This window comes from Bacillus jepli (genome assembly GCF_047238305.1).
Lineage (GTDB): Bacteria > Bacillota > Bacilli > Bacillales > Bacillaceae_L > Ferdinandcohnia.
Map to the genome: position 1 here is coordinate 2516430 of NZ_JBDFMO010000001.1, position 20872 is coordinate 2537301.

A 20872-nucleotide genomic window follows, 5' to 3' on the forward strand; every position below is an offset into this window, starting at 1 on the left:
AGGGAAAGAATTATGTCCGCAAAGTGGGAAAAATTAGAAGGAAACCAAGGTGTCTTAACTGTAGAGGTTGACGCTGAAACATTTAACAAAGGACTTGACGATGCATTTAAAAAGGTAGTTAAGCAAGTAAACGTACCTGGATTCCGTAAAGGTAAAATGCCACGTGGAATGTTTGAAAAGCGTTTTGGTGTTGAATCATTATACCAAGATGCATTAGATATCATTCTTCCAGATGCATATGAAAATGCAATCAAAGAAACTGGAATTGAGCCAGTTGACCGTCCAGAAGTTGACGTTGAGCAAATCGAAAAAGGTAAAAACCTTATTTTCACAGCAAAAGTTACGGTTAAACCAGAAGTTAAACTTGGCGACTACAAAGGTCTAGAAGTAGAAAAACTTGATGATACTGTAACTGATGAAGAAGTAGATGCAGAAATCAAGCAATTACAAGAGCGCAATGCAGAACTAGTTGTTAAAGAAGATGGTACTGTAGAAAATGGCGATACTGTAGTAATTGATTTCGAAGGTTTCGTTGATGGAGAAGCGTTCGAAGGTGGAAAAGCTGAAAACTATTCATTAGAAATTGGTTCAGGTTCATTCATCCCTGGTTTCGAAGAGCAATTAGTTGGAGTTGCTGCTGGAGCTGAAAAAGATGTGGAAGTTACATTCCCTGAAGAGTACCATGCTGAAAATTTAGCAGGAAAGCCAGCAACATTTAAAGTAAAGGTTCATGAAATTAAAGGAAAAGAACTTCCTGAATTAGATGATGAGTTTGCAAAAGATGTAGACGATGAAGTAGAAACATTAGATGAGTTAAAAGCTAAAACAAGAACTCGTTTAGAAGAAACTAAAAAACAAGATGCTGAAAATAGCCTTAAAGACACATTAATCGAAAAAGCATCCGAAAATGCAGAAATCGATATTCCAGAAGCAATGATTAACACTGAATTAGATCGTATGCTTCGTGAATTTGAACAACGTCTTCAAATGCAAGGTATGAATCTTGACCTTTATTTCCAATTCTCAGGTCAAGACGAAAATGCTTTACGTGAACAGATGAAAGAAGATGCTGGCAAGCGCGTACGTGTTAACTTAACTTTAGAAGCAATTGCAAATGCTGAAAATATCGAAGTTTCTGAAGAAGAAATTAATGCGGAACTTGAAAATATGTCTACTATGTACGGTGTATCTGCTGAACAACTTAAGCAAATGCTCGGTGGCGTAGATGGAGTTAAAGAAGATTTAAAAATAAGAAAAGCAATCGATTTTCTTGTGGAAAATAGCAAAAGTGTTGCATAATATTAAATAAGGGAATATCAAGGCGCGATATTATCGTGCCTTGTTTTATACCCAAAACATGGAAGTAGTACATACAATAGGCTGTTGGTAGTAGTTTTATTCTAACGAATCTGGGAACACTTAAAAGGAGGGCAAAGTTCACACGTTTCACTAGGCGGTTTCCAACCAAAAACATACTTACATAATGACAAGAGAGTTATTTATTACCTATTCGAAGAAGAAATATGGTACAATGTGCAATACATAACTATTAGAAATACCGAACTGATGGTATGGGGCCTAAGTTCAAGCTAGTCTGCTAAAAGATAAGGGTGTACGAGAAACAGCGAAAAGATTCAGCGCTTATCGATGCCTAAAGAATGTTGGCTTATTGTAGAGAGAAGAAACTAATAAGGGGTGACATAATGTTTAAATTTAACGATGAAAAAGGGCAACTTAAGTGTTCTTTTTGTGGTAAAACTCAAGATCAGGTTCGTAAGTTAGTTGCAGGACCTGGCGTTTATATATGCGATGAATGTATCGAACTATGTACTGAAATCGTTGAAGAGGAATTAGGTACTGAAGAAGAAGTTGAATTCAAAGACGTACCAAAGCCAAAAGAAATTAGAGAAATATTAGATGAATATGTGATTGGTCAAGACTCAGCGAAGAAATCCTTAGCGGTTGCTGTTTATAACCACTATAAACGTATTAATTCAAACAGCAAAATTGATGATGTTGAATTGTCTAAGAGTAATATTTGTATGATTGGGCCAACTGGTAGTGGTAAAACATTACTTGCCCAAACATTGGCTCGTATATTAAATGTGCCATTTGCCATTGCAGATGCGACTTCGTTAACAGAGGCTGGATATGTTGGTGAAGATGTAGAAAACATTCTTTTAAAGCTCATCCAAGCAGCTGATTATGATGTAGAAAAAGCAGAAAAAGGCATTATTTATATCGACGAAATTGATAAGGTAGCACGTAAATCGGAAAACCCTTCGATCACAAGAGATGTTTCCGGTGAAGGTGTTCAGCAAGCACTTTTAAAAATTCTTGAAGGAACAGTGGCAAGCGTGCCTCCACAAGGTGGAAGAAAGCATCCACACCAAGAATTTATTCAAATCGATACGACAAATATTCTGTTTATTTGTGGTGGAGCATTTGATGGAATTGAACAAATCATTAAGCGTCGTCTCGGTAAAAAAGTAATTGGATTTGGATCTAACATTGTGGAAGAAGAATTAGACCAAAAATCATTACTTTCAAAATCATTACCAGAAGACTTATTAAAGTTTGGATTAATTCCTGAATTTATTGGTCGTCTGCCAGTGATTGCAAGCCTTGAGCCACTAGACGAGGATGCATTAGTTGAAATTTTAACAAAGCCTAAAAATGCCCTAGTGAAGCAATATCAAAAAATGCTCGAGTTAGACGAAGTTGAACTTGATTTCGAAGAGGATGCCCTTAAGGAAATTGCGAAAAAAGCAATTGAGCGTAAAACTGGTGCACGTGGTCTACGTTCCATTATCGAAGGAATCATGCTTGATGTGATGTTTGATCTTCCATCAAGAGACGATATTAAAAAATGTATTATTACAGCTGAAACAGTTTCAAAAAATACTGCTCCAAAGCTTCTTTTGGATGATGGAACAGTAGTTGAAAATACAGAAATCTCCGCTTAATGTAAAAATCCCGAGGTAACGAAACGTACCTCGGGATTTTTTTGTGAAATTAATGGAACGCCGATAGGATTGATTTAACGCCGATAGAACTCGTTTATCGTTGATAGAATCAAAATAACGCCGACCTTACGGGAATTATAATCATTTCTAACCCCCCTATGACTTCAATTAATCTAAATGTCCGTTCAAAAATCCTTCAAAACTGGTTTATTACACCTTTACTCAGGAGATAATAGCTGATAGTAGTCTATCTTTGCGAGCAGGAGGAATAATATGAGTTGGACAGGTATAGTTTTATTCGTACAGCTATTTTTTGGAGTGATTATCGGGCTTTATTTTTGGAATCTCCTTAAAAACCAACGAACTCAAAAGGTATCTATAGATAAAGAGTCAAGAAAAGAAATGGAGCAACTTCGAAAAATGAGATCCATTTCCTTAACAGAGCCTCTAGCTGAGCGAGTAAGACCAACTAGTTTTTCAGATATCGTTGGCCAAGAGGATGGCATTAAGTCACTAAAGGCCGCTCTATGTGGACCAAATCCTCAGCATGTTATCATTTATGGACCACCTGGAGTAGGGAAAACAGCCGCAGCTCGACTAGTAATGGAGGAAGCAAAGCGAAATCAAAAGTCCCCATTTAAGCAGTCAGCTGTTTTTGTAGAATTGGATGCAACAACTGCAAGATTTGATGAACGTGGAATCGCTGATCCTTTAATTGGCTCTGTTCATGACCCGATTTATCAAGGTGCAGGTGCCATGGGCCAAGCTGGTATTCCACAGCCTAAGCCAGGGGCTGTGACACATGCACATGGGGGCGTATTATTCATTGATGAAATTGGTGAGCTTCATCCGATTCAAATGAATAAAATGCTTAAAGTGTTAGAGGATCGGAAGGTATTTCTTGAAAGTGCTTATTACAGTGAGGAAAATACACAAATTCCAACACATATTCATGATATCTTTAAAAATGGATTGCCAGCTGATTTCCGGATGATTGGTGCAACAACAAGGACACCAAATGAACTCCCACCCGCCATTCGTTCACGATGTCTTGAGGTATTTTTCCGTGAATTGGATCAGGATGAATTAGCTATTGTAACAAGAAAGGCGCTCGAAAAAGTGAATATGCAAGCAACCGAGAAAGGCATTGCTACACTTGCATCCTATGCGCGAAATGGACGGGAAGTCGTTAACATGGTCCAAATCGCAGCCGGTATTGCGATCTCGGAGGATCGTAATTTTATTAAGGATGAAGATATTGAATGGGTACTTCATTCCAGCCAGTTAACCCCGCGTTATGAAAAAAAGATCTATCCAAGTGCACGAGTGGGACTTGTAAATGGACTAGCGGTATTTGGACCAAATACAGGTGCCTTGTTAGAAATTGAGGTAACTGTGATTCCGGCTAAAGATAAAGGAACCATTAACATAACGGGTATTGTGGAAGAAGAAAGTATAGGAGACCGCGGAAAATCAGTTCGAAGAAAAAGTATGGCAAAAGGCTCGATTGAAAATGTGATTACAGTACTTCGTTCGATGGGTGTGCCTGCGCACGATTACGATATCCATGTTAACTTCCCAGGTGGAATTCCAATCGATGGTCCATCTGCTGGTATTGCGATGGCTACAGGAATTTATTCGGCGATTCATAAGTTTCCGGTAGATCATATGGTTGCAATGACTGGGGAAATTAGTATTCATGGGAATGTAAAACCGATTGGTGGAGTTGTGCCGAAAATAAAGGCCGCAAAACAAGCAGGTGCTAAAAAGGTCATCATCCCGGAAGAGAATATGCAATCCATTTTAAAGGAAATTGAAGGGATTGAAATTATTCCAGTTACAAATCTTGAAGAGGTTTTTGCAATCGCAATTGAAACACCTGAACGAGGGAAGCAATCTAAGCAATCAATCATCCCAGCATCGGTAAACTATTCAAAGACAGAATCGGTCTAAAACCAAATCAGTTTAAAATAGAAAGACTTCGACATACTAAAAAGGAGCGTCGGAGTCTTTTATATTTTTGATTTTGTAAAAGAAAAATCCACTAAAATAGACACTGGCTATTAAATAAGATAAAATTTACATTTAAGAACTATATTTATTCAATTTTGAGGTGTTAGCAATGACAAGAAAAAAAGAAATCATTGTTCCTCTTTTACCACTTCGCGGATTGCTTGTCTATCCCACAATGGTTTTGCATTTAGATGTTGGCCGCGACAAATCAGTGCAAGCCTTGGAAAAAGCAATGGTAGAAGACCATATCATTTTTTTAACAACCCAAAAAGATGTGTCAATTGACGATCCAACTAAGGATGATATTTATAACATAGGAACATTAACACAAGTAAAACAAATGCTTAAGCTTCCAAACGGAACAATACGTGTATTAGTTGAAGGACTTTACCGCGCTGAAATAAAAGAAATCTATGACAATGATAGCTATTATTCAGTGAAAGTAAAAACATTCGAAGAAGACGAATCAAAAGATGTTGAAACAGAAGCACTCATGCGGATGATGCTAGAGTATTTCGAACAATACATAAAGCTTTCAAAGAAAATCTCAACAGAAACATACACGTCTGTAACAGACATTGAAGAACCAGGAAGAATGGCAGATATCATTGCCTCTCATATTCCTCTTAAACTTCAAGAAAAACAGGATATTCTTGAAACGATTGATGTTCGTGAGAGAATGGATAAAGTGATTACAATCATAAACAATGAAAAAGAAGTCTTAAGCCTCGAAAAGAAGATTGGTCAACGTGTCAAGCGCTCAATGGAAAGAACTCAAAAAGAATATTACCTTCGTGAGCAAATGAAGGCCATTCAAAAGGAACTTGGGGACAAAGAAGGCAAAACGGGTGAAGTATCCTCGCTCAGAGAAAAAATTGAAGCTGTAGGTATGCCTGACCATGTAAAGGAAGTAGCATTAAAGGAACTCGACCGCTACGAAAAAATTCCCCAAACATCTGCGGAAAGCGCAGTGATTCGAAATTATATTGAATGGCTTATAGCATTACCATGGACAAATGCGACGGAAGACCGTCTGGATATTCATCGCGCGGAAGAAATTCTCGAGAAAGACCATTTTGGACTTGAAAAGGTGAAAGAAAGAGTTCTTGAATACTTGGCTGTTCAACAGTTAACCAATTCCTTAAAAGGACCCATTCTATGTCTATCTGGACCTCCGGGGGTAGGGAAAACATCGTTAGCAAAATCGGTGGCAAAATCTCTTGGCCGAAATTTCGTGCGAATTTCACTTGGTGGTGTTCGTGATGAATCTGAAATCAGAGGACACCGTAGAACATACGTCGGTGCAATGCCAGGCCGAATTATTCAAGGGATGAAAAAGGCCGGTACAATTAATCCAGTCTTTTTATTAGATGAAATTGATAAAATGTCGAATGATTTTAGAGGAGATCCCTCATCAGCAATGCTTGAAGTATTGGATCCTGAACAAAACTTCAACTTTAGTGATCATTTTATTGAAGAGCCTTATGATTTATCGAAGGTAATGTTCATTGCGACAGCGAATAATTTGGCTACCATTCCTGGACCGCTTCGAGATCGAATGGAAATTATCACAATTGCTGGTTATACGGAGCTGGAAAAGGTTCATATTGCCAAAGATCATCTATTGCCAAAGCAGCTTAAAGAGCATGGCTTAACAAAAGGGAAATTGCAAATGCGAGAGGATGCCCTGTTAAATATCATCCGCTATTACACGAGAGAAGCGGGTGTTCGTGGACTTGAGCGTCAAATCGCGAAAATCTGTCGTAAGGTTGCTAAAATTATTGTATCTGGTGAAAAGAAACGAGTTGTCATTACGGACAAGAATGTCGTTGACTTTTTAGGGAAACAAGTATTCCGCTATGGCCAAGCAGAAATTGAGGATCAAGTGGGAGTAGCAACTGGACTTGCCTATACCGTATTCGGTGGGGACACACTATCAATCGAGGTTTCCTTAGCACCTGGTAAAGGAAAGCTTGTACTTACTGGTAAGCTTGGAGATGTGATGAAAGAATCTGCTCAAGCAGCATTTAGTTACATTCGCTCTAAAGCTGAAGAACTAAAAATCGATCCGGATTTTAATGAAAAAAATGATATCCATATCCACGTTCCAGAAGGTGCTGTGCCTAAGGATGGACCTTCAGCTGGTATTACAATTGCAACTGCCCTTATATCTGCTTTAACTGGCAGGGCAGTTCGTAAGGAAGTAGGCATGACAGGCGAAATTACGTTAAGAGGACGTGTTCTTCCAATTGGCGGCTTGAAGGAAAAATCACTTAGTGCTCATCGTGCTGGATTAACGAAAATTCTATTTCCTAAGGAAAACGAAAAGGATCTAGAAGATATTCCAGAGAGTGTAAGAGAAGATGTGGAATTTGTTCCGGTTTCCCATTTAGATGAAGTCTTAAAACATGCGTTAGTAGAGGAGAAAAAATGAAAGTAACAAGTGCAGATATCGTAATCAGTGCTGTCAGACCGGAACAATATCCTGAGGGAGATTTACCTGAATTTGCACTAGCAGGACGATCAAATGTAGGAAAATCATCGTTTATTAATAAAATGATCAACCGAAAAGCATTGGCCCGTACATCATCAAAGCCTGGTAAGACACAGACCTTAAACTTTTTTCTAATCAATGAATTATTGCATTTTGTTGATGTTCCAGGCTATGGATATGCGAAAGTATCTAAAAAAGAAAGAGAAGCATGGGGAAAAATGATTGAGACGTATTTAACAACGCGTGAGCAACTTAGAGCAGTTGTTCTCATTGTTGATTTACGTCACCCACCAACAAATGACGATGTCCTTATGTATGATTTTGCGAAGCATTATGAAATACCAGTTGTCGTCATTGCAACAAAGGCAGATAAAATCCCAAAAGGAAAATGGGATAAACATCTAAAGGTGGTTCGCGAGACGTTGAAGCTTGAGACAGGTGACCATCTCATTAAATTTTCATCTGAAACAGGTTTAGGAAAAGATGAAGCCTGGAGTGTATTACAATCGTATATGTAAAAGAAAAACAGCTAAAGCATTCGCTTTGGCTGTTTTTTTTGAGTGAAAATGAAGGAATGACGATTCTTAAGGAATAATGGAGAAACAAAAAGTTTTATTGGTGATTTTACCGATTAGGTTATATGGCAGTGGTTGGACTAATAAAGATATAAGTAAAGATAGGTATTCCCTACTAAAAAAAATTTAGTAGGACAAAGGGGGAAAACAGCGTTGAAAAAAAGACTGTGCTCTTTATTCGTTTTGCTTTTGGTTATCGGTGTTTTAAGTGCTTGTGGCGGTGAAAAGTCTTCTTCAAACGGGATGAAATTAGTGGAGGATGGAAAATTTACGTTTGCATCATCGGGTGAATACAATCCATTTAGTGTTACAGATGGAAATGGTGTTATGACTGGCTTTGATATTGATGTGGCAGAGGCAATTGCAAAGGAACTTGGTCTTGAACCTAATCAAAAGAGATTTAAATTTAACAGTATTGTAGAAGGTGTGAAGACTGGAAGGTTTGATGCTGCAGTTGCTAGTCATACGATTACAGACGAGCGTGCGGAGCATGTGAATTTCTCAACCCCTTATTATTATTCAGGACCGCAAATATTTGTCAGACCGGATAGCGATGTCCAAAGTCTAGAAGATTTAAAGGATTTGGAAATTGCCGTTTCAAAGGGTTCTACCTATGCACAAACGGCACAAGAAGTAACTGGAAACGTGATTCAATATGATAGTGATGTAACGGCATTAGAAGCTTTGGCGATTGGAAAACATGATGCGGTGATTACGGATTTCTTAACAGGAAAAGAAGGAATTGGCAACGGGCTAGACATTGAAGGTAAGGACATTCTCGGTCTGAGTGAGCAAGCAATTGCTGTTTCAAAGGAAAATGAAGAACTGTTGAAAAAAATCAATGAAGCACTCGAAAAGCTTAGAAAAGATGGAACACTGAAAAAAATAAGCGAAAAATACTTCAAAGAAGATATAACTACAAATCCAGAAGAATAAGAACATCATCGAAACGAATGTGTTTTTCCTACGCATTCGTTTCTTTTTCTAAAGAGAGACAATTTGAAAAAGGAGTTGAGTAAAATTGCCAGAATTAAGTCATATCATTGAGCAATTAATTGAAACCTATCCACTTTTTTTAAAGGGGATGCTACTAACATTACAAGTAACAATCGTTGCCGTTTTCATTGCCGTTTTTATCGGTTTGCTTTTTGCATTCTTAAAAATTTCAGCGAAAACCATCTTAGTTAAGATAGCAGATCTGTATATATATTTAGTAAGAGGGACCCCGTTAGTCGTACAGATTTTTGTTTTTTATTTTGGTTTATCTGCTTTAGACATATCGATGTTTTGGTCGGTCACATTAGGGTTGGCATTCCATAACGGAGCATATCTGGCAGAAATTTTTAGAGGTGCTATACAATCGATTGACAGTGGCCAAATGGAGGCTGGGCAGTCTTTGGGAATGAGTAGGACCTTAACGATGAGAAGAATCATCCTCCCCCAAGCATTTAGAAGAGCCTTACCACCTCTTGGAAATCAATTTATTATTGCATTGAAGGACTCATCCCTAGCAGCATTTATCGGTTTAAATGAGCTTTTTAATGTCTCGACAACATTAGGATCGAATAACTTTGACTATATGACATATTTGCTCATAGTTGCGATTTACTATTTAATCCTTGTTCTAATCTTTACAATTTTAGTTGGAATGCTTGAGAAGAAATTGGCTGCTATCGACAAATAAGGACGGTGAAATGATATGGGAAAGAAGGAAATGATAAAGATTGTAAATTTAAATAAATCATTTGGTGACTTACATGTATTAAAAGATATCAACATGGTCGTTGAAGAAAGTGAAGTTGTTTGTTTAATAGGGGCGAGTGGTTCTGGGAAAAGTACGCTACTTCGTTGTTTGAACTTTCTAGAAATAAAGGAAAGTGGAGAAATCATCATTAAAGATGAAAAAATAGAACCAAAAAACCACAATCTAACTGAAATTCGGCAAAGAGTTGGAATGGTTTTTCAGCATTTTAACCTCTTTCCTCATATGACAGTCCTTGAAAATGTCATAGAGGCCCCCACTCAGGTTAAAAAGATTCCAAAACAAGAAGCGGTCCGACAGGCTGAGGAACTACTTGGTAAGGTTGGATTGGAAGATAAAGTAAATGTGTATCCATCTAAATTATCAGGAGGGCAAAAGCAACGTGTTGCTATTGCTCGGGCATTAGCAATGAAACCTGAAATTATGTTATTTGATGAACCGACATCTGCGCTCGACCCAGAATTAGTGGGAGAGGTTCTTAATACCATGAAGCAATTAGCGAACGAAGGAATGACGATGGTTGTAGTCACCCATGAAATGGGGTTTGCGAGAGAGGTTGCCGACCGTGTTATATACATGCATGATGGAAAAATAGTCGAGGTCGGGCAACCAAAAGAAATCTTTGAAAATCCAAAAGAACAACGAACAAAGGATTTTCTCAACTCTATTCTATAAGGCTATTTAAGTATCTCAAAGGGGCAAACTTTGAGGTGCTTTTTTAATGGAATAGAAACACCCACGAATTTTAACCTTCGTGGGTATGATTGGTTTTGGTATAATTTACTTTTTCTTAATGAATAATAAATAAAAGCCGATCCCGACAAGGAGAAGAGGCCAATAGTCTAAAATGAAAGAAAAACTGCCCTCTAAAAATCCTAACCAGCTTATAAATCGGCCATAATTGAGAAACAATAGCGAAACAAATAACAGAACGATACTATGGAATAGTCCATTTTTTGTCTTAAAATAGGTAAACAGCATACCAAGGCCAATAATAAACAATAAAGTACCTGGCTGTTTTGGCCAAAAGCTAAGTTGATTGATCCCATGAAAGTGAAATCCAAAGCCAACCAGAATGACACCAGGTAAGATGCTACTTGGATTGTTTTCGACAGATGCCTGTACGAGAAAAGCAATTCCGACAATGATGACGAGTGTTTGCCATGAATAAAAGTTGGTGAATACTGGTATACCCAATTGTTGAAGCAAGAGATAGCAACCAATCCCCACAAGGATAATACCAGAAAAGAGATTATTTTTTTTCATATAGTCCCCCATGCTAGTTACTTGATTTGACCATGCTTTTTTGTTATGGTAACGATTGAAGTCAAAACGACTTATTTATTAGTATAAACGCATTTATAGGTTCATTTTTATGTCTATTTCCAGGCGCCATCGGCTCGAGGTCACAAGCCAATCACTTCTGAAGGCAAAAACCGCCTTCTGTCAGCGCTTGTCTTGTGCTTGTCGCCGATAAACGGGCACCTTGCACTTTTCTTATTATAAATTCATCTTAGCATAGGTTGTCAAAAACTGTTCACACATTTTTCGACAATCGTTCACATCATACATGGTATAATAGTAGTAGTTTTTTGGAACGAAATCTATTTTATTATTTAAAAGTTGGGGTGAGAGATTATGCATACAATTATGGTCGGACTAAACTATAGAACAGCCCCTGTCGAAATACGTGAAAAATTGACTTTTGATTCAGAGAGCATTGTACAAGCAATGAAAGAATTAAAAGGGAAAAAGAGTATTTTAGAAAATGTCATTGTTTCAACATGTAACCGGACAGAAATATATGCTGTTGTCGACCAACTGCATACAGGACGTTATTATATAAAAGATTTCCTTTCACAATGGTTTGGAATTGATAAAGAAGAATTTGCACCATATTTGAATATCTTTGAAGAAGAAGGTGCCGTTGAACATCTTTTTCATGTTACATGTGGGTTGAATTCGATGGTAGTTGGTGAAACGCAAATTCTTGGACAAGTACGTTCAAGTTTTCTTTCTGCACAAGAAGAAGGGACATCAGGAACTGTATTTAACCACCTATTTAAGCAATCCATTACATTAGCAAAACGTGCGCATTCTGAAACGGAAATTGGGTCAAACGCTGTTTCAGTGAGTTATGCTGCCGTTGAACTTGGAAAGAAGATTTTTGGTGATCTTTCAAGTAAGAATGTCCTTATCTTAGGTGCAGGAAAAATGGGCGAACTAGCTGTGCAAAACCTACACGGTTCTGGTGTGGGGAAAGTAACAGTGATGAATCGTACCTATGAAAAAGCACAAAACCTTGCCGATAAATTTCAAGGGGAAGCAAAAGCGATTGAGGAACTTCAATGTGCCTTGGTTGATGCTGACATCATGATAAGTTCGACTGGTGCGAAAGGTTATGTCATTACAAAAGAAATGATGCAGGATGTTGAACAGATGAGAAAGGGTCGTCCTTTATTTATGGTTGATATTGCCGTGCCAAGGGACTTAGATCCAGGACTTGCAGATTTAGAAAGTGTCTTTCTATATGATATCGATGATTTAGAAGGAATCGTTGAAGCTAATCTTCAGGAACGAAAAGTAGCAGCTGAAGAAATTGAACTCATGATTGAAAATGAAATCGTTGAATTCAAGAATTGGTTAAACACGTTAGGAGTCGTTCCCGTTATTTCAGCGTTGCGCAAAAAGGCATTAGCCATTCAAGCTGAAACAATGGAAAGTATTGAACGCAAAATGCCTAATCTTACTGAGCGTGAGCGAAAAGTACTGAACAAACATACGAAAAGTATTATTAATCAGCTACTGCGAGACCCTATTTTACAAGCGAAGGAACTTGCTGCCCAGCCAAATGCAGATGAATCTTTAGGATTATTTATGAAGATTTTTGATATTGAGGAAGCAGTTGTTTCTGAGTACGGGATGCAAAAGGAAAAGGATAATGTGAACTTGGTAGCAGCCAATAGACAGCAGCCTTCTCTACAGTCATAATGAGGGGAAATTCGAAATGGTAGAGATGAATGTAACGAGATTACATGAGTTTACTGTAATTCTCTATGCCTTAAGTGTCCTACTTTATTTTATAGATTTTCTTCATAATAACCGGAAGGTAAATAAGTTTGCCTTCTGGTTACTTGCATTTGTTTGGATCATTCAATCGATTTTTCTCCTTACTCGAATGCTGAATACAGGTAGATTACCGATATTGTCCATGTTTGAAGGACTCTATTTTTATGCATGGGTATTGATTACACTCTCATTAATTTTAAACAAGTTTTTGAGAGTGGATTTCATTGTATTTTTTACAAATTTATTAGGGTTTTTCATTATGGCCTTACATACTTTTGCTCCAGGACAGCATGGCTCAAGTGCGGTGGAGACTCAGCTTATTTCGGAATTACTTATGATTCATATCACGATGGCGATTCTTTCATATGGTGCTTTTTCGTTATCGTTTGTTTTTTCAATTCTTTATTTAATTCAATACAATTTGTTAAAACAGAAAAAATGGGGAAAACGACTTCTCCGACTAGATGATTTATCAAAGCTTGACTACATGTCCTATGTATTGAATCTAATTGGGGTGCCAATGCTTCTATTAGCGCTTATATTAGGTGTGCTATGGGCCTATATCAAGGTTGAAAATTTTTATTTTTACGATGCAAAAGTATTAGGTTCCTTTTTTGTTTTAGTTATCTACTTAGTGTACCTTTATAAAAGGGTTGTTCAAAAGCTCCAAGGAAAAACAATTGCCTACTGGAATATAGGAGCATTTTTATTTTTACTTGTTAATTTCTTTTTGTTTGGGAGTTTATCAAATTTCCATTTTTGGCTTACATAGACAGGAGGAGCATGTATGAGAAAAATTATTGTTGGTTCTCGAAGAAGTAAATTAGCGATTACACAAACAAACTGGGTAATCCAGCAGCTTAAAAATCTGGGTGTTCCCAATGAATTTGAGGTTAAGGAAATCGTAACAAAAGGTGATAAGATTCTGGATGTTACACTATCCAAAGTGGGCGGAAAAGGCCTTTTCGTAAAGGAAATTGAGCAAGCTTTATATGATAAGGAAATTGATATGGCTGTCCACAGTATGAAGGATATGCCTGCTGAACTACCTGAAGGACTTGTCATAGGATGTGTTCCGAAGCGTGAAGATCATCGTGATGTCATCATCTCAAAAGGGGATGTATCCTTCGACAATCTTCCTACTGGGGCAATTGTTGGAACAAGCAGTTTACGAAGAAGCTCACAGCTCCTTGCAAAAAGAGATGATATTGAAATTAAATGGATACGTGGAAACATCGATACAAGACTTTCCAAGCTAGAAAATGAAGACTACGATGCAATCGTTTTAGCAGCTGCAGGCTTGAAGCGCATGGGATGGTCTGATGATGTAGTATCCGAATTTGTGGAACCAGAGGTTTGTTTACCAGCAGTTGGTCAAGGTGCTCTTGCTATTGAATGCCGCGAAGATGATGCTGAAATTTTACTTGCATTGTCAAAATTAAATGACGAATATACTCAAAATACAGTGGCAGCAGAGCGTGCTTTTCTTCATAAAATGGAAGGTGGCTGCCAGGTTCCAATTGCAGCTTATGCAACAATGTCAGGTGATAAAGAAATTGCGTTAACTGCTTTGGTGGGCTCACCAGATGGGAAAACCATTTTTAAAGAACAGGTTTATGGGGAAAATCCAATAGAAGTTGGACATGAAGCTGCGAAAAAATTATCAGACCTTGGTGCAAAAGAGTTAATTGACCAAGTGAAAGAGGAGCTTAATAAGTAATGGATAGCACACAACCTCTGTTGGGAAAAACGATTTTAAATACAAGAGGTAAAAGTGCGGCTGCAGCATTTTCTAAGAAAATCTTGGCAGCAGGTGGAACTCCAATTGAAATACCATTACTAACGTTCCAAAAACCAAAAGATACAACGATTATTGCAGAAACAATAAAGAATTTACACAGGTATGAATGGCTGGTTTTCACAAGTAAAAATGGTGTTGATTTCTTTTTTGAGTTTTATGATCAAGTATTGGAAAAAGTAACTAAGAATATTCCAATGCCCAAAATAGCTGTTGTCGGTTCAAAAACGGAGAAGACTTTGTTGGCAAAAGGCTATAGACCGGTGCTTGTACCTGATGAATTTATCGCAGAAGGTTTGTTTGAAAGTTTAAGACCTTATGTGATGCCAGGTGTCCGCTTTTTACTAGCTCGTGGGAATTTATCACGATCTTTTTTAGTCGATGAATTAACAAAACATGGTGCTGTGGCAACAGATTTAATTGTCTATGAAACAGTTGGAGATTCTCGTGATAAGGAACATTTAATCACGCTTTTGAAAGAAAAACAAATTGATATTATCACCTTCACAAGTCCATCTACAGTGAAGCAATTCTATAAAATAGTGGAACAAACGGAGTGGGAAGAATGGACAAATCATGTACTATTCGCTTGCATCGGACCGGAAACAAAGAAAGCGGCGGACCATTTACATATCCCAATTCATATTTGTCCTAAGAATTATACAACTGACCATTTACTCGATGAAATTATAAATTATTTAAAAGCATAAGGAGGAGAATATAGATGGAGAAATTACAATTTGCTAGACATCGAAGATTACGTCAATCAGCAAACATGAGAGCATTAGTGCGTGAAACACATCTACATACTGATGATTTAATTTACCCATTATTCATTGTGGAAGGAGACAATAAAAAAATTGAAGTTTCCTCAATGCCGGGTGTCTATAATATTTCATTAGATTTACTGGAGCAAGAACTTATTGAAATTGTAGAGTTAGGTATTAAATCAGTCATTTTATTCGGTGTGCCTAATGATAAGGATGAGGTTGGTACAGAGGCTTATCATGATCACGGCATTGTTCAAGGGGCAACAAGATTTATAAAGGAAAAACATCCAGAATTAATCGTAATTGCAGATACCTGCCTATGTGAATACACATCACATGGCCATTGCGGAGTGATTGAAAACGGAGAAGTACTAAATGACCCGTCGTTAGAATTATTAGCGAAAACTGCCGTAAGTCAGGCAAAAGCGGGTGCAGACATTATTGCACCATCTAACATGATGGACGGATTTGTGACAGCGATACGTCACGGTTTGGATGAAGCAGGCTTTGAAAATGTGCCAATCATGTCCTATGCGGTTAAGTACTCATCTGCCTTTTATGGTCCATTTCGTGATGCAGCTGGGAGCTCTCCTTCTTTTGGTGACCGTAAAACCTATCAAATGGATTATGCTAACCGTTTAGAAGCATTACGTGAAGCAGAATCTGATATTGAAGAAGGCGCAGATTTCCTTATCGTAAAGCCGGGATTGTCTTACCTAGATATCGTTCGCGATGTTAAAAACCATTTTAATGCACCGATAGTTGCTTATAACGTGAGTGGAGAATACTCAATGATTAAAGCAGCAGCTCAAAACGGTTGGATCAATGAACAAGAAATTGTCATGGAAATGCTAACAGGGATGAAACGTGCAGGAGCGGATTTGATCATTACGTATCACTCAAAAGATGTTGCACGTTGGTTAAAGGAAAATTAACGAATGAAGTGCCTGTCCCTCATTAACGCGATGGGGACAAGGCCCCATTAAAAGAAAGGGGTTAAGAAGATGAGAAGTTATGAAAAGTCAAAAGCGGCTTTTTCGGAAAGTATCCACCTTATGCCAGGTGGAGTAAATAGTCCAGTTCGTGCTTTCAAATCCGTAAATATGGATCCAATTTTCATGGAGCGCGGGAAGGGCTCAAAAATATATGATATCGATGGAAATGAATACATAGATTACGTACTATCTTGGGGACCTCTTATTCACGGTCATGCAAATGATCAAGTGGTAGAAGCCCTTAAAAAAGCAACAGAAATGGGAACAAGCTTTGGGGCTCCGACATTATCTGAAAATAAACTTGCTAAACTTGTAATTGAACGGGTTCCTTCCATTGAAATCGTTCGTATGGTAAACTCCGGAACAGAAGCCACTATGAGTGCATTACGTTTAGCTCGCGGTTATACAGGTCGTAATAAAATCTTGAAATTTGAAGGCTGTTATCACGGACATGGTGACTCGTTATTAATTAAAGCAGGGTCTGGTGTGGCAACACTTGGTTTACCTGATAGTCCAGGCGTACCTGAGGGCATTGCTAAAAATACTATAACAGTGCCTTATAATGATTTAGAAGCAGTAAAATATGCATTTGAACAGTTTGGAGAAGATATTGCTGGCGTCATCGTCGAGCCAGTCGCAGGAAACATGGGGGTTGTTCCTCCGCAACCTGGATTCCTTGAAGGACTTCGCGAAATTACAACACAGTATGGTACATTGTTAATTTTTGATGAAGTTATGACAGGATTCCGTGTTGATTATCATTGTGCTCAAGGTTATTTTGGTGTTACACCTGATATTACTTGTCTAGGTAAAGTAATCGGTGGTGGTCTACCTGTAGGAGCATATGGTGGACGTGCAGACATTATGGAAAAAATCGCACCAGCCGGACCAATTTACCAAGCAGGAACACTTTCTGGTAATCCACTAGCGATGACTGCAGGCTATGAGACTTTATCACAGTTAAAACCAGAAGACTATACAGAGTTCAAAAAGAAAGCTGATCGACTGGAAGAAGGACTTACGAAGGCAGCTGAAAAATATGACATCCCACATTGCATTAATCGTGCTGGTTCGATGATTGGCTTCTTCTTTACAAATGAAAAGGTCATTAACTATGATGTTGCCAAAACATCTAACTTAGAGTATTTTGCAACGTATTATCGTGAAATGGCAAATGGTGGAGTATTCTTACCGCCATCTCAATTTGAAGGTATTTTCCTTTCTACCGCTCATTCTGAAGAAGATATCGAAAAAACAATTCAAGCAGCCGAAAATGCATTTTCAATAATTAAAGGCTAAGAAGACCATAAGGCAGACTCAGATAAAACAAACTGGGTCTGCCTTTTTATTTCAAACAACTTCTTTAAGAACTTATCATAAATCCCCTGGAACTATCATAAAAATTGTAATGTCATAATAAATCTGTTTAGAAGGAGACTGAAAGGAGGAGTAGCTGATGTCATCTGAAAACTTACGATTTTCAGTAGAGGAATCAGTCTGGTTTCAAAAGGGACAGGAAGTCTCTGAGCTCATCTCAATATCACTTGACCCTGATATTGTCATTCAAGAGCATGACCAATATGTGTCCATTCGCGGTGCATTACAGCTAACAGGTGAATATCGAATAGATGAAAACAGTGCGGAAGAGGGAGATCGTGACTTTGCCTCGGTTCGACTGGTAAATGAGGTTATTACACGTGAGGATGGAATTAGTGAACTAACCCATCGCTTCCCTGTCGACATTACGATTCCACAAGACCGTGTTCAAAGCTTAGATGATGTGTATGTTTTAATTGAAACATTTGACTATGAAATTCCAAAGCGGGGCTGTTTACAGGTCGTTGCCGATTTAGCCATAAGTGGTATCCGAGGGGTTACTCAAGCACCTAAAGAGGAAGCTTCACCTGAGACGATGAAACAAGAAGAACAATCTCCTGTTGCTGTTGAGCAAACTGCTGAAGAAACATTGGAGCTTGTAAGAAGCAGTTCATTTGAAGAGGAAGAAGAAACTCAAGTAGCTGCAGAGGAAGTAAGTGAAGAAGAAGATGTTCATGTAGTTGAAGAAATTCATGAAGAGCAGGAAGAGGTAGTACTACAAAACGAAGAGGAAGTAGTGCTACATAGTGAGGTAGAGGAACAGGAAGTTATTGTTACAAGGGAACAGCAGGAAGAAGAATCTGATGCTGACCTTTTTGTTCCTTTTGAGGTCGAAGCCAGAAAAGAAGTCTATCTGGAACAGGACGAGGAAGTTGAGGTTGTTGAAGCAATTGAAGAAGAAGAGGTGCAAGCCGTTTTAACACCTTCAATTGAGGTGAAAGCGAGGCATGATAATCAATTAAGCTTTGGTTCTGATCAACCAAATAAGAAAAGCTCCACAGCCATCCGGGAAAAAGAAGTGGTTCAGGAGCATAGAGATGAACAAACAGAAGAATCTGTAAAACGAAGTGAAAATGATTTGTTATTAACCAAAATATTTGGTAGAGATGAAGTGGATGACCATACGACAATGAAAATCTGTATCGTCCAGCATGGAGATTCATTGGAAAAAATTGCTCAGCGTTATGAAATAAGTGTGCAACAATTAGTCCGGGTTAATTCACTAAATACCGATTCCGTTTCTGAAGGACAGTTATTATATATCCCTGTTCAAGCGAATACGTAAAGAAGATAGGGTGGGGAGGAAAACCTCGCCCTGTTTTCTTGATTGTGACCATTAAAATTGCTAGGAAAGAGAGTGGTTGGCCCAATGAATAAAAATGATATAAGTAGTATCGGGCCTATCTTAGAGAAATATAGTCTAAAGCCCTTATCACTTGAACGATTCGGGAAAATCACAAAAGTCGTTACAGACAAAGGCATTTATGCTCTTAAATCGATTTCGCACAAAATCAATCCATCCTTCCCCACTTTCCTTCAACAATTATTTCAACAGGGTTACACGAGGGCTGTCCCCATTTACCCAACTGGCGAAGGAAAATATCTTGTTTATCATAACCAAAAATTCCATTATCTAATGCCATGGTTGAAAAGCCATACACTCGATCATCGTGGAGATCATTATCTTGGGTTTTTTAAAGAAATTGCAAGGATTCATCTAACAACTGTAAGTAAACAACAAATTAATGAAGAAAATGAGATTACAGGACACTATGAAACAATCATCAAAAAATGGGAAGAACGTAACCAATTTCTTGAAAGGCTTGTTGTAGAAGCAGAGGCAAAATGGTACATGTCCCCTTTTGAACTACAGTTTTGTACGTATTTTTATGAAACCAGTCTTGCCTCATCTTTTGCAAGAACCCAACTCGAAAAATGGCATGAAATAATGAAAGAGAGTAAGTCATTTCGTAACGCCTTAACGCTAAATAATCTATCAGAATCTCATTTTTTATATGATGATAGCGGTAAAGGGTATCTTTCAAATTTTGAAAAAGCTGGATTTGCTAGTCCAACAAATGATTTAGTGAGTCTTTATTTCCGTATATTAAAAACATATCCAATGCTATGTACGGATTGTCTAGAGTGGTTTGAAGCCTATCAAAGCCGTTTTCCATTGCGGGAAGAGGAATTTTATCTTTTTTTAAGCCATTTAACATTTCCAGAACCCATTTACCGGTGTGTGCGGAATTATTCTGAGCGTAAACAAAACAAATCGGAGCGGGAGCATGTCCAAGCTTTACAAAGAGCTTATTGGCTCACGAAAAACATTGAATTCGTTTCCGTGAAACTTCTTGAGGCAGAACAAAAAAGAAAAGAGCAGGGAGAAGAAGAATCCCATACGGAATAATGTATGGGATTTTCTAAACCCAATCTAATTGAATGCATACTACAAGGAAAATTAAGATGGCTAAAAAAAATACATCAATCGTGGTTGGAATAAAAATAGTCCGAACAGCTTGAACAACTGTAATCGGAATAATAAATTGCGCACAAAAATCCCGAGTTTGACGCAACCAATGAGGATACGAATATTTTCTAAAACGACGTCCTTTCACGCTGATCTCTCCCTTCAAATATCCTATAATTAAAATATGCTTGGATAAACAGAATAGTTCCAATCAGATAAATTTGTAACAAAAAGCAACAAAATGAATAAAGGATAAAAATCTTGGCTACCCTTATTGACAATACCTATTGAAATTCATAAAAATAAGTAGTAGAATCTTTAAGTAAATATAAAAATTCTTACATACGATGAGAGGGAAGAGTACATCGGAAACCCCTTCAGAGAGAGAAATCAGTAGCTGTGAGATTTCTTAGGAACGTTACGATGGAAGGTCGCCCTTAAGTAGCTTTTATGAAATTTGAGTAGTAAAAGCCGGTGAAAAGCCGTTATCTTTTCTTGAGAGCATAGATACGTTTCTTTATCTATGAAAAAAGGTGGTACCGCGAATAAACTCCATTCGTCCTTTTATGAGGATGAGTGGAGT

Annotated in this window: 18 protein-coding genes and 1 other annotated feature; of the genes, 16 read left to right on the top strand and 2 right to left on the bottom strand. The window is 37.9% G+C overall.

The window, feature by feature from the left end; all coding sequences use genetic code 11:
• Positions 1-12: 12 nt before the first annotated feature.
• The 8 genes from tig (at position 13) to ABC371_RS12910 (ending at position 10485) form a co-directional block, all read left to right on the top strand.
• Positions 13-1299 carry a trigger factor gene (gene tig / locus ABC371_RS12875; protein ID WP_412897157.1) on the top strand — a complete coding sequence of 429 codons (1287 nt, stop codon included), beginning with the start codon at positions 13-15 and terminating at the stop codon, positions 1297-1299.
• 404 nt (positions 1300-1703) lie between these two features.
• Positions 1704-2966, top strand: a complete 1263-nt coding sequence (gene clpX, locus ABC371_RS12880; protein WP_412897158.1) for an ATP-dependent protease ATP-binding subunit ClpX — start codon at positions 1704-1706, stop codon at positions 2964-2966.
• A gap of 273 nt (positions 2967-3239) precedes the next feature.
• Positions 3240-4919 (top strand): ATP-dependent protease LonB, encoded by a 1680-nt coding sequence (gene lonB / locus ABC371_RS12885; RefSeq protein WP_412897159.1) that lies wholly within the window; start codon positions 3240-3242, stop codon positions 4917-4919.
• A 169-nt stretch (positions 4920-5088) separates the two neighbouring features.
• Positions 5089-7413 carry an endopeptidase La gene (gene lon / locus ABC371_RS12890; protein ID WP_412897160.1) on the top strand — a complete coding sequence of 775 codons (2325 nt, stop codon included), beginning with the start codon at positions 5089-5091 and terminating at the stop codon, positions 7411-7413.
• Positions 7410-7991, top strand: coding sequence for a ribosome biogenesis GTP-binding protein YihA/YsxC (gene yihA, locus ABC371_RS12895; RefSeq protein WP_412897161.1), 582 nt, complete (start codon positions 7410-7412; stop codon positions 7989-7991). The genes lon and yihA overlap by 4 nt, the downstream gene beginning before the upstream one ends.
• 210 nt (positions 7992-8201) lie before the next feature.
• A complete protein-coding gene (locus ABC371_RS12900) occupies positions 8202-8984 on the top strand; it encodes a transporter substrate-binding domain-containing protein (protein ID WP_412897162.1) in 783 nt (260 codons plus the stop codon).
• Positions 8985-9069: 85 nt separating this feature from the next.
• On the top strand, positions 9070-9732 hold the full coding sequence (locus ABC371_RS12905) for an amino acid ABC transporter permease (protein ID WP_412897163.1): 663 nt from the start codon (positions 9070-9072) through the stop codon (positions 9730-9732).
• Positions 9733-9762: 30 nt separating this feature from the next.
• Positions 9763-10485, top strand: a complete 723-nt coding sequence (locus ABC371_RS12910) for an amino acid ABC transporter ATP-binding protein (RefSeq protein WP_412899346.1) — start codon at positions 9763-9765, stop codon at positions 10483-10485.
• 105 nt (positions 10486-10590) lie between these two features.
• Here the strand turns inward: ABC371_RS12910 and ABC371_RS12915 are convergent, their stop codons facing one another.
• Complete coding sequence (locus tag ABC371_RS12915) at positions 10591-11076, bottom strand: LiaI-LiaF-like domain-containing protein (RefSeq protein WP_412897164.1); 486 nt, start codon at positions 11074-11076, stop codon at positions 10591-10593.
• Between the two features lie 372 nt (positions 11077-11448).
• Between ABC371_RS12915 and hemA the strand changes: the two genes are divergently transcribed.
• The 8 genes from hemA (at position 11449) to ysxE (ending at position 20229) form a co-directional block, all read left to right on the top strand.
• A complete protein-coding gene (gene hemA / locus ABC371_RS12920) occupies positions 11449-12801 on the top strand; it encodes a glutamyl-tRNA reductase (RefSeq protein ID WP_412897165.1) in 1353 nt (450 codons plus the stop codon).
• Positions 12802-12817: 16 nt separating this feature from the next.
• Complete coding sequence (locus ABC371_RS12925) at positions 12818-13651, top strand: cytochrome C assembly family protein (RefSeq protein WP_412897166.1); 834 nt, start codon at positions 12818-12820, stop codon at positions 13649-13651.
• 15 nt (positions 13652-13666) lie between these two features.
• Positions 13667-14599, top strand: coding sequence for a hydroxymethylbilane synthase (hemC, locus tag ABC371_RS12930; RefSeq protein WP_412897167.1), 933 nt, complete (start codon positions 13667-13669; stop codon positions 14597-14599).
• Complete coding sequence (locus ABC371_RS12935) at positions 14599-15387, top strand: uroporphyrinogen-III synthase (RefSeq protein WP_412897168.1); 789 nt, start codon at positions 14599-14601, stop codon at positions 15385-15387. The genes hemC and ABC371_RS12935 overlap by 1 nt, the downstream gene beginning before the upstream one ends.
• 14 nt (positions 15388-15401) lie before the next feature.
• On the top strand, positions 15402-16382 hold the full coding sequence (gene hemB, locus ABC371_RS12940) for a porphobilinogen synthase (protein WP_412897169.1): 981 nt from the start codon (positions 15402-15404) through the stop codon (positions 16380-16382).
• Between the two features lie 69 nt (positions 16383-16451).
• Positions 16452-17741, top strand: coding sequence for a glutamate-1-semialdehyde 2,1-aminomutase (gene hemL / locus ABC371_RS12945; RefSeq protein WP_412897170.1), 1290 nt, complete (start codon positions 16452-16454; stop codon positions 17739-17741).
• Positions 17742-17898: 157 nt separating this feature from the next.
• On the top strand, positions 17899-19104 hold the full coding sequence (gene spoVID, locus ABC371_RS12950) for a stage VI sporulation protein D (protein WP_412897171.1): 1206 nt from the start codon (positions 17899-17901) through the stop codon (positions 19102-19104).
• Between the two features lie 84 nt (positions 19105-19188).
• Positions 19189-20229, top strand: coding sequence for a spore coat protein YsxE (gene ysxE, locus ABC371_RS12955; RefSeq protein WP_412897172.1), 1041 nt, complete (start codon positions 19189-19191; stop codon positions 20227-20229).
• Between the two features lie 13 nt (positions 20230-20242).
• On the opposite strand, the gene ABC371_RS12960 is transcribed toward ysxE, so the two are convergent.
• Positions 20243-20437 (bottom strand): hypothetical protein, encoded by a 195-nt coding sequence (locus ABC371_RS12960; RefSeq protein ID WP_116351656.1) that lies wholly within the window; start codon positions 20435-20437, stop codon positions 20243-20245.
• 190 nt (positions 20438-20627) lie between these two features.
• Positions 20628-20856, top strand: a binding site (T-box leader).
• The last annotated feature ends 16 nt before the right edge of the window (positions 20857-20872 follow it).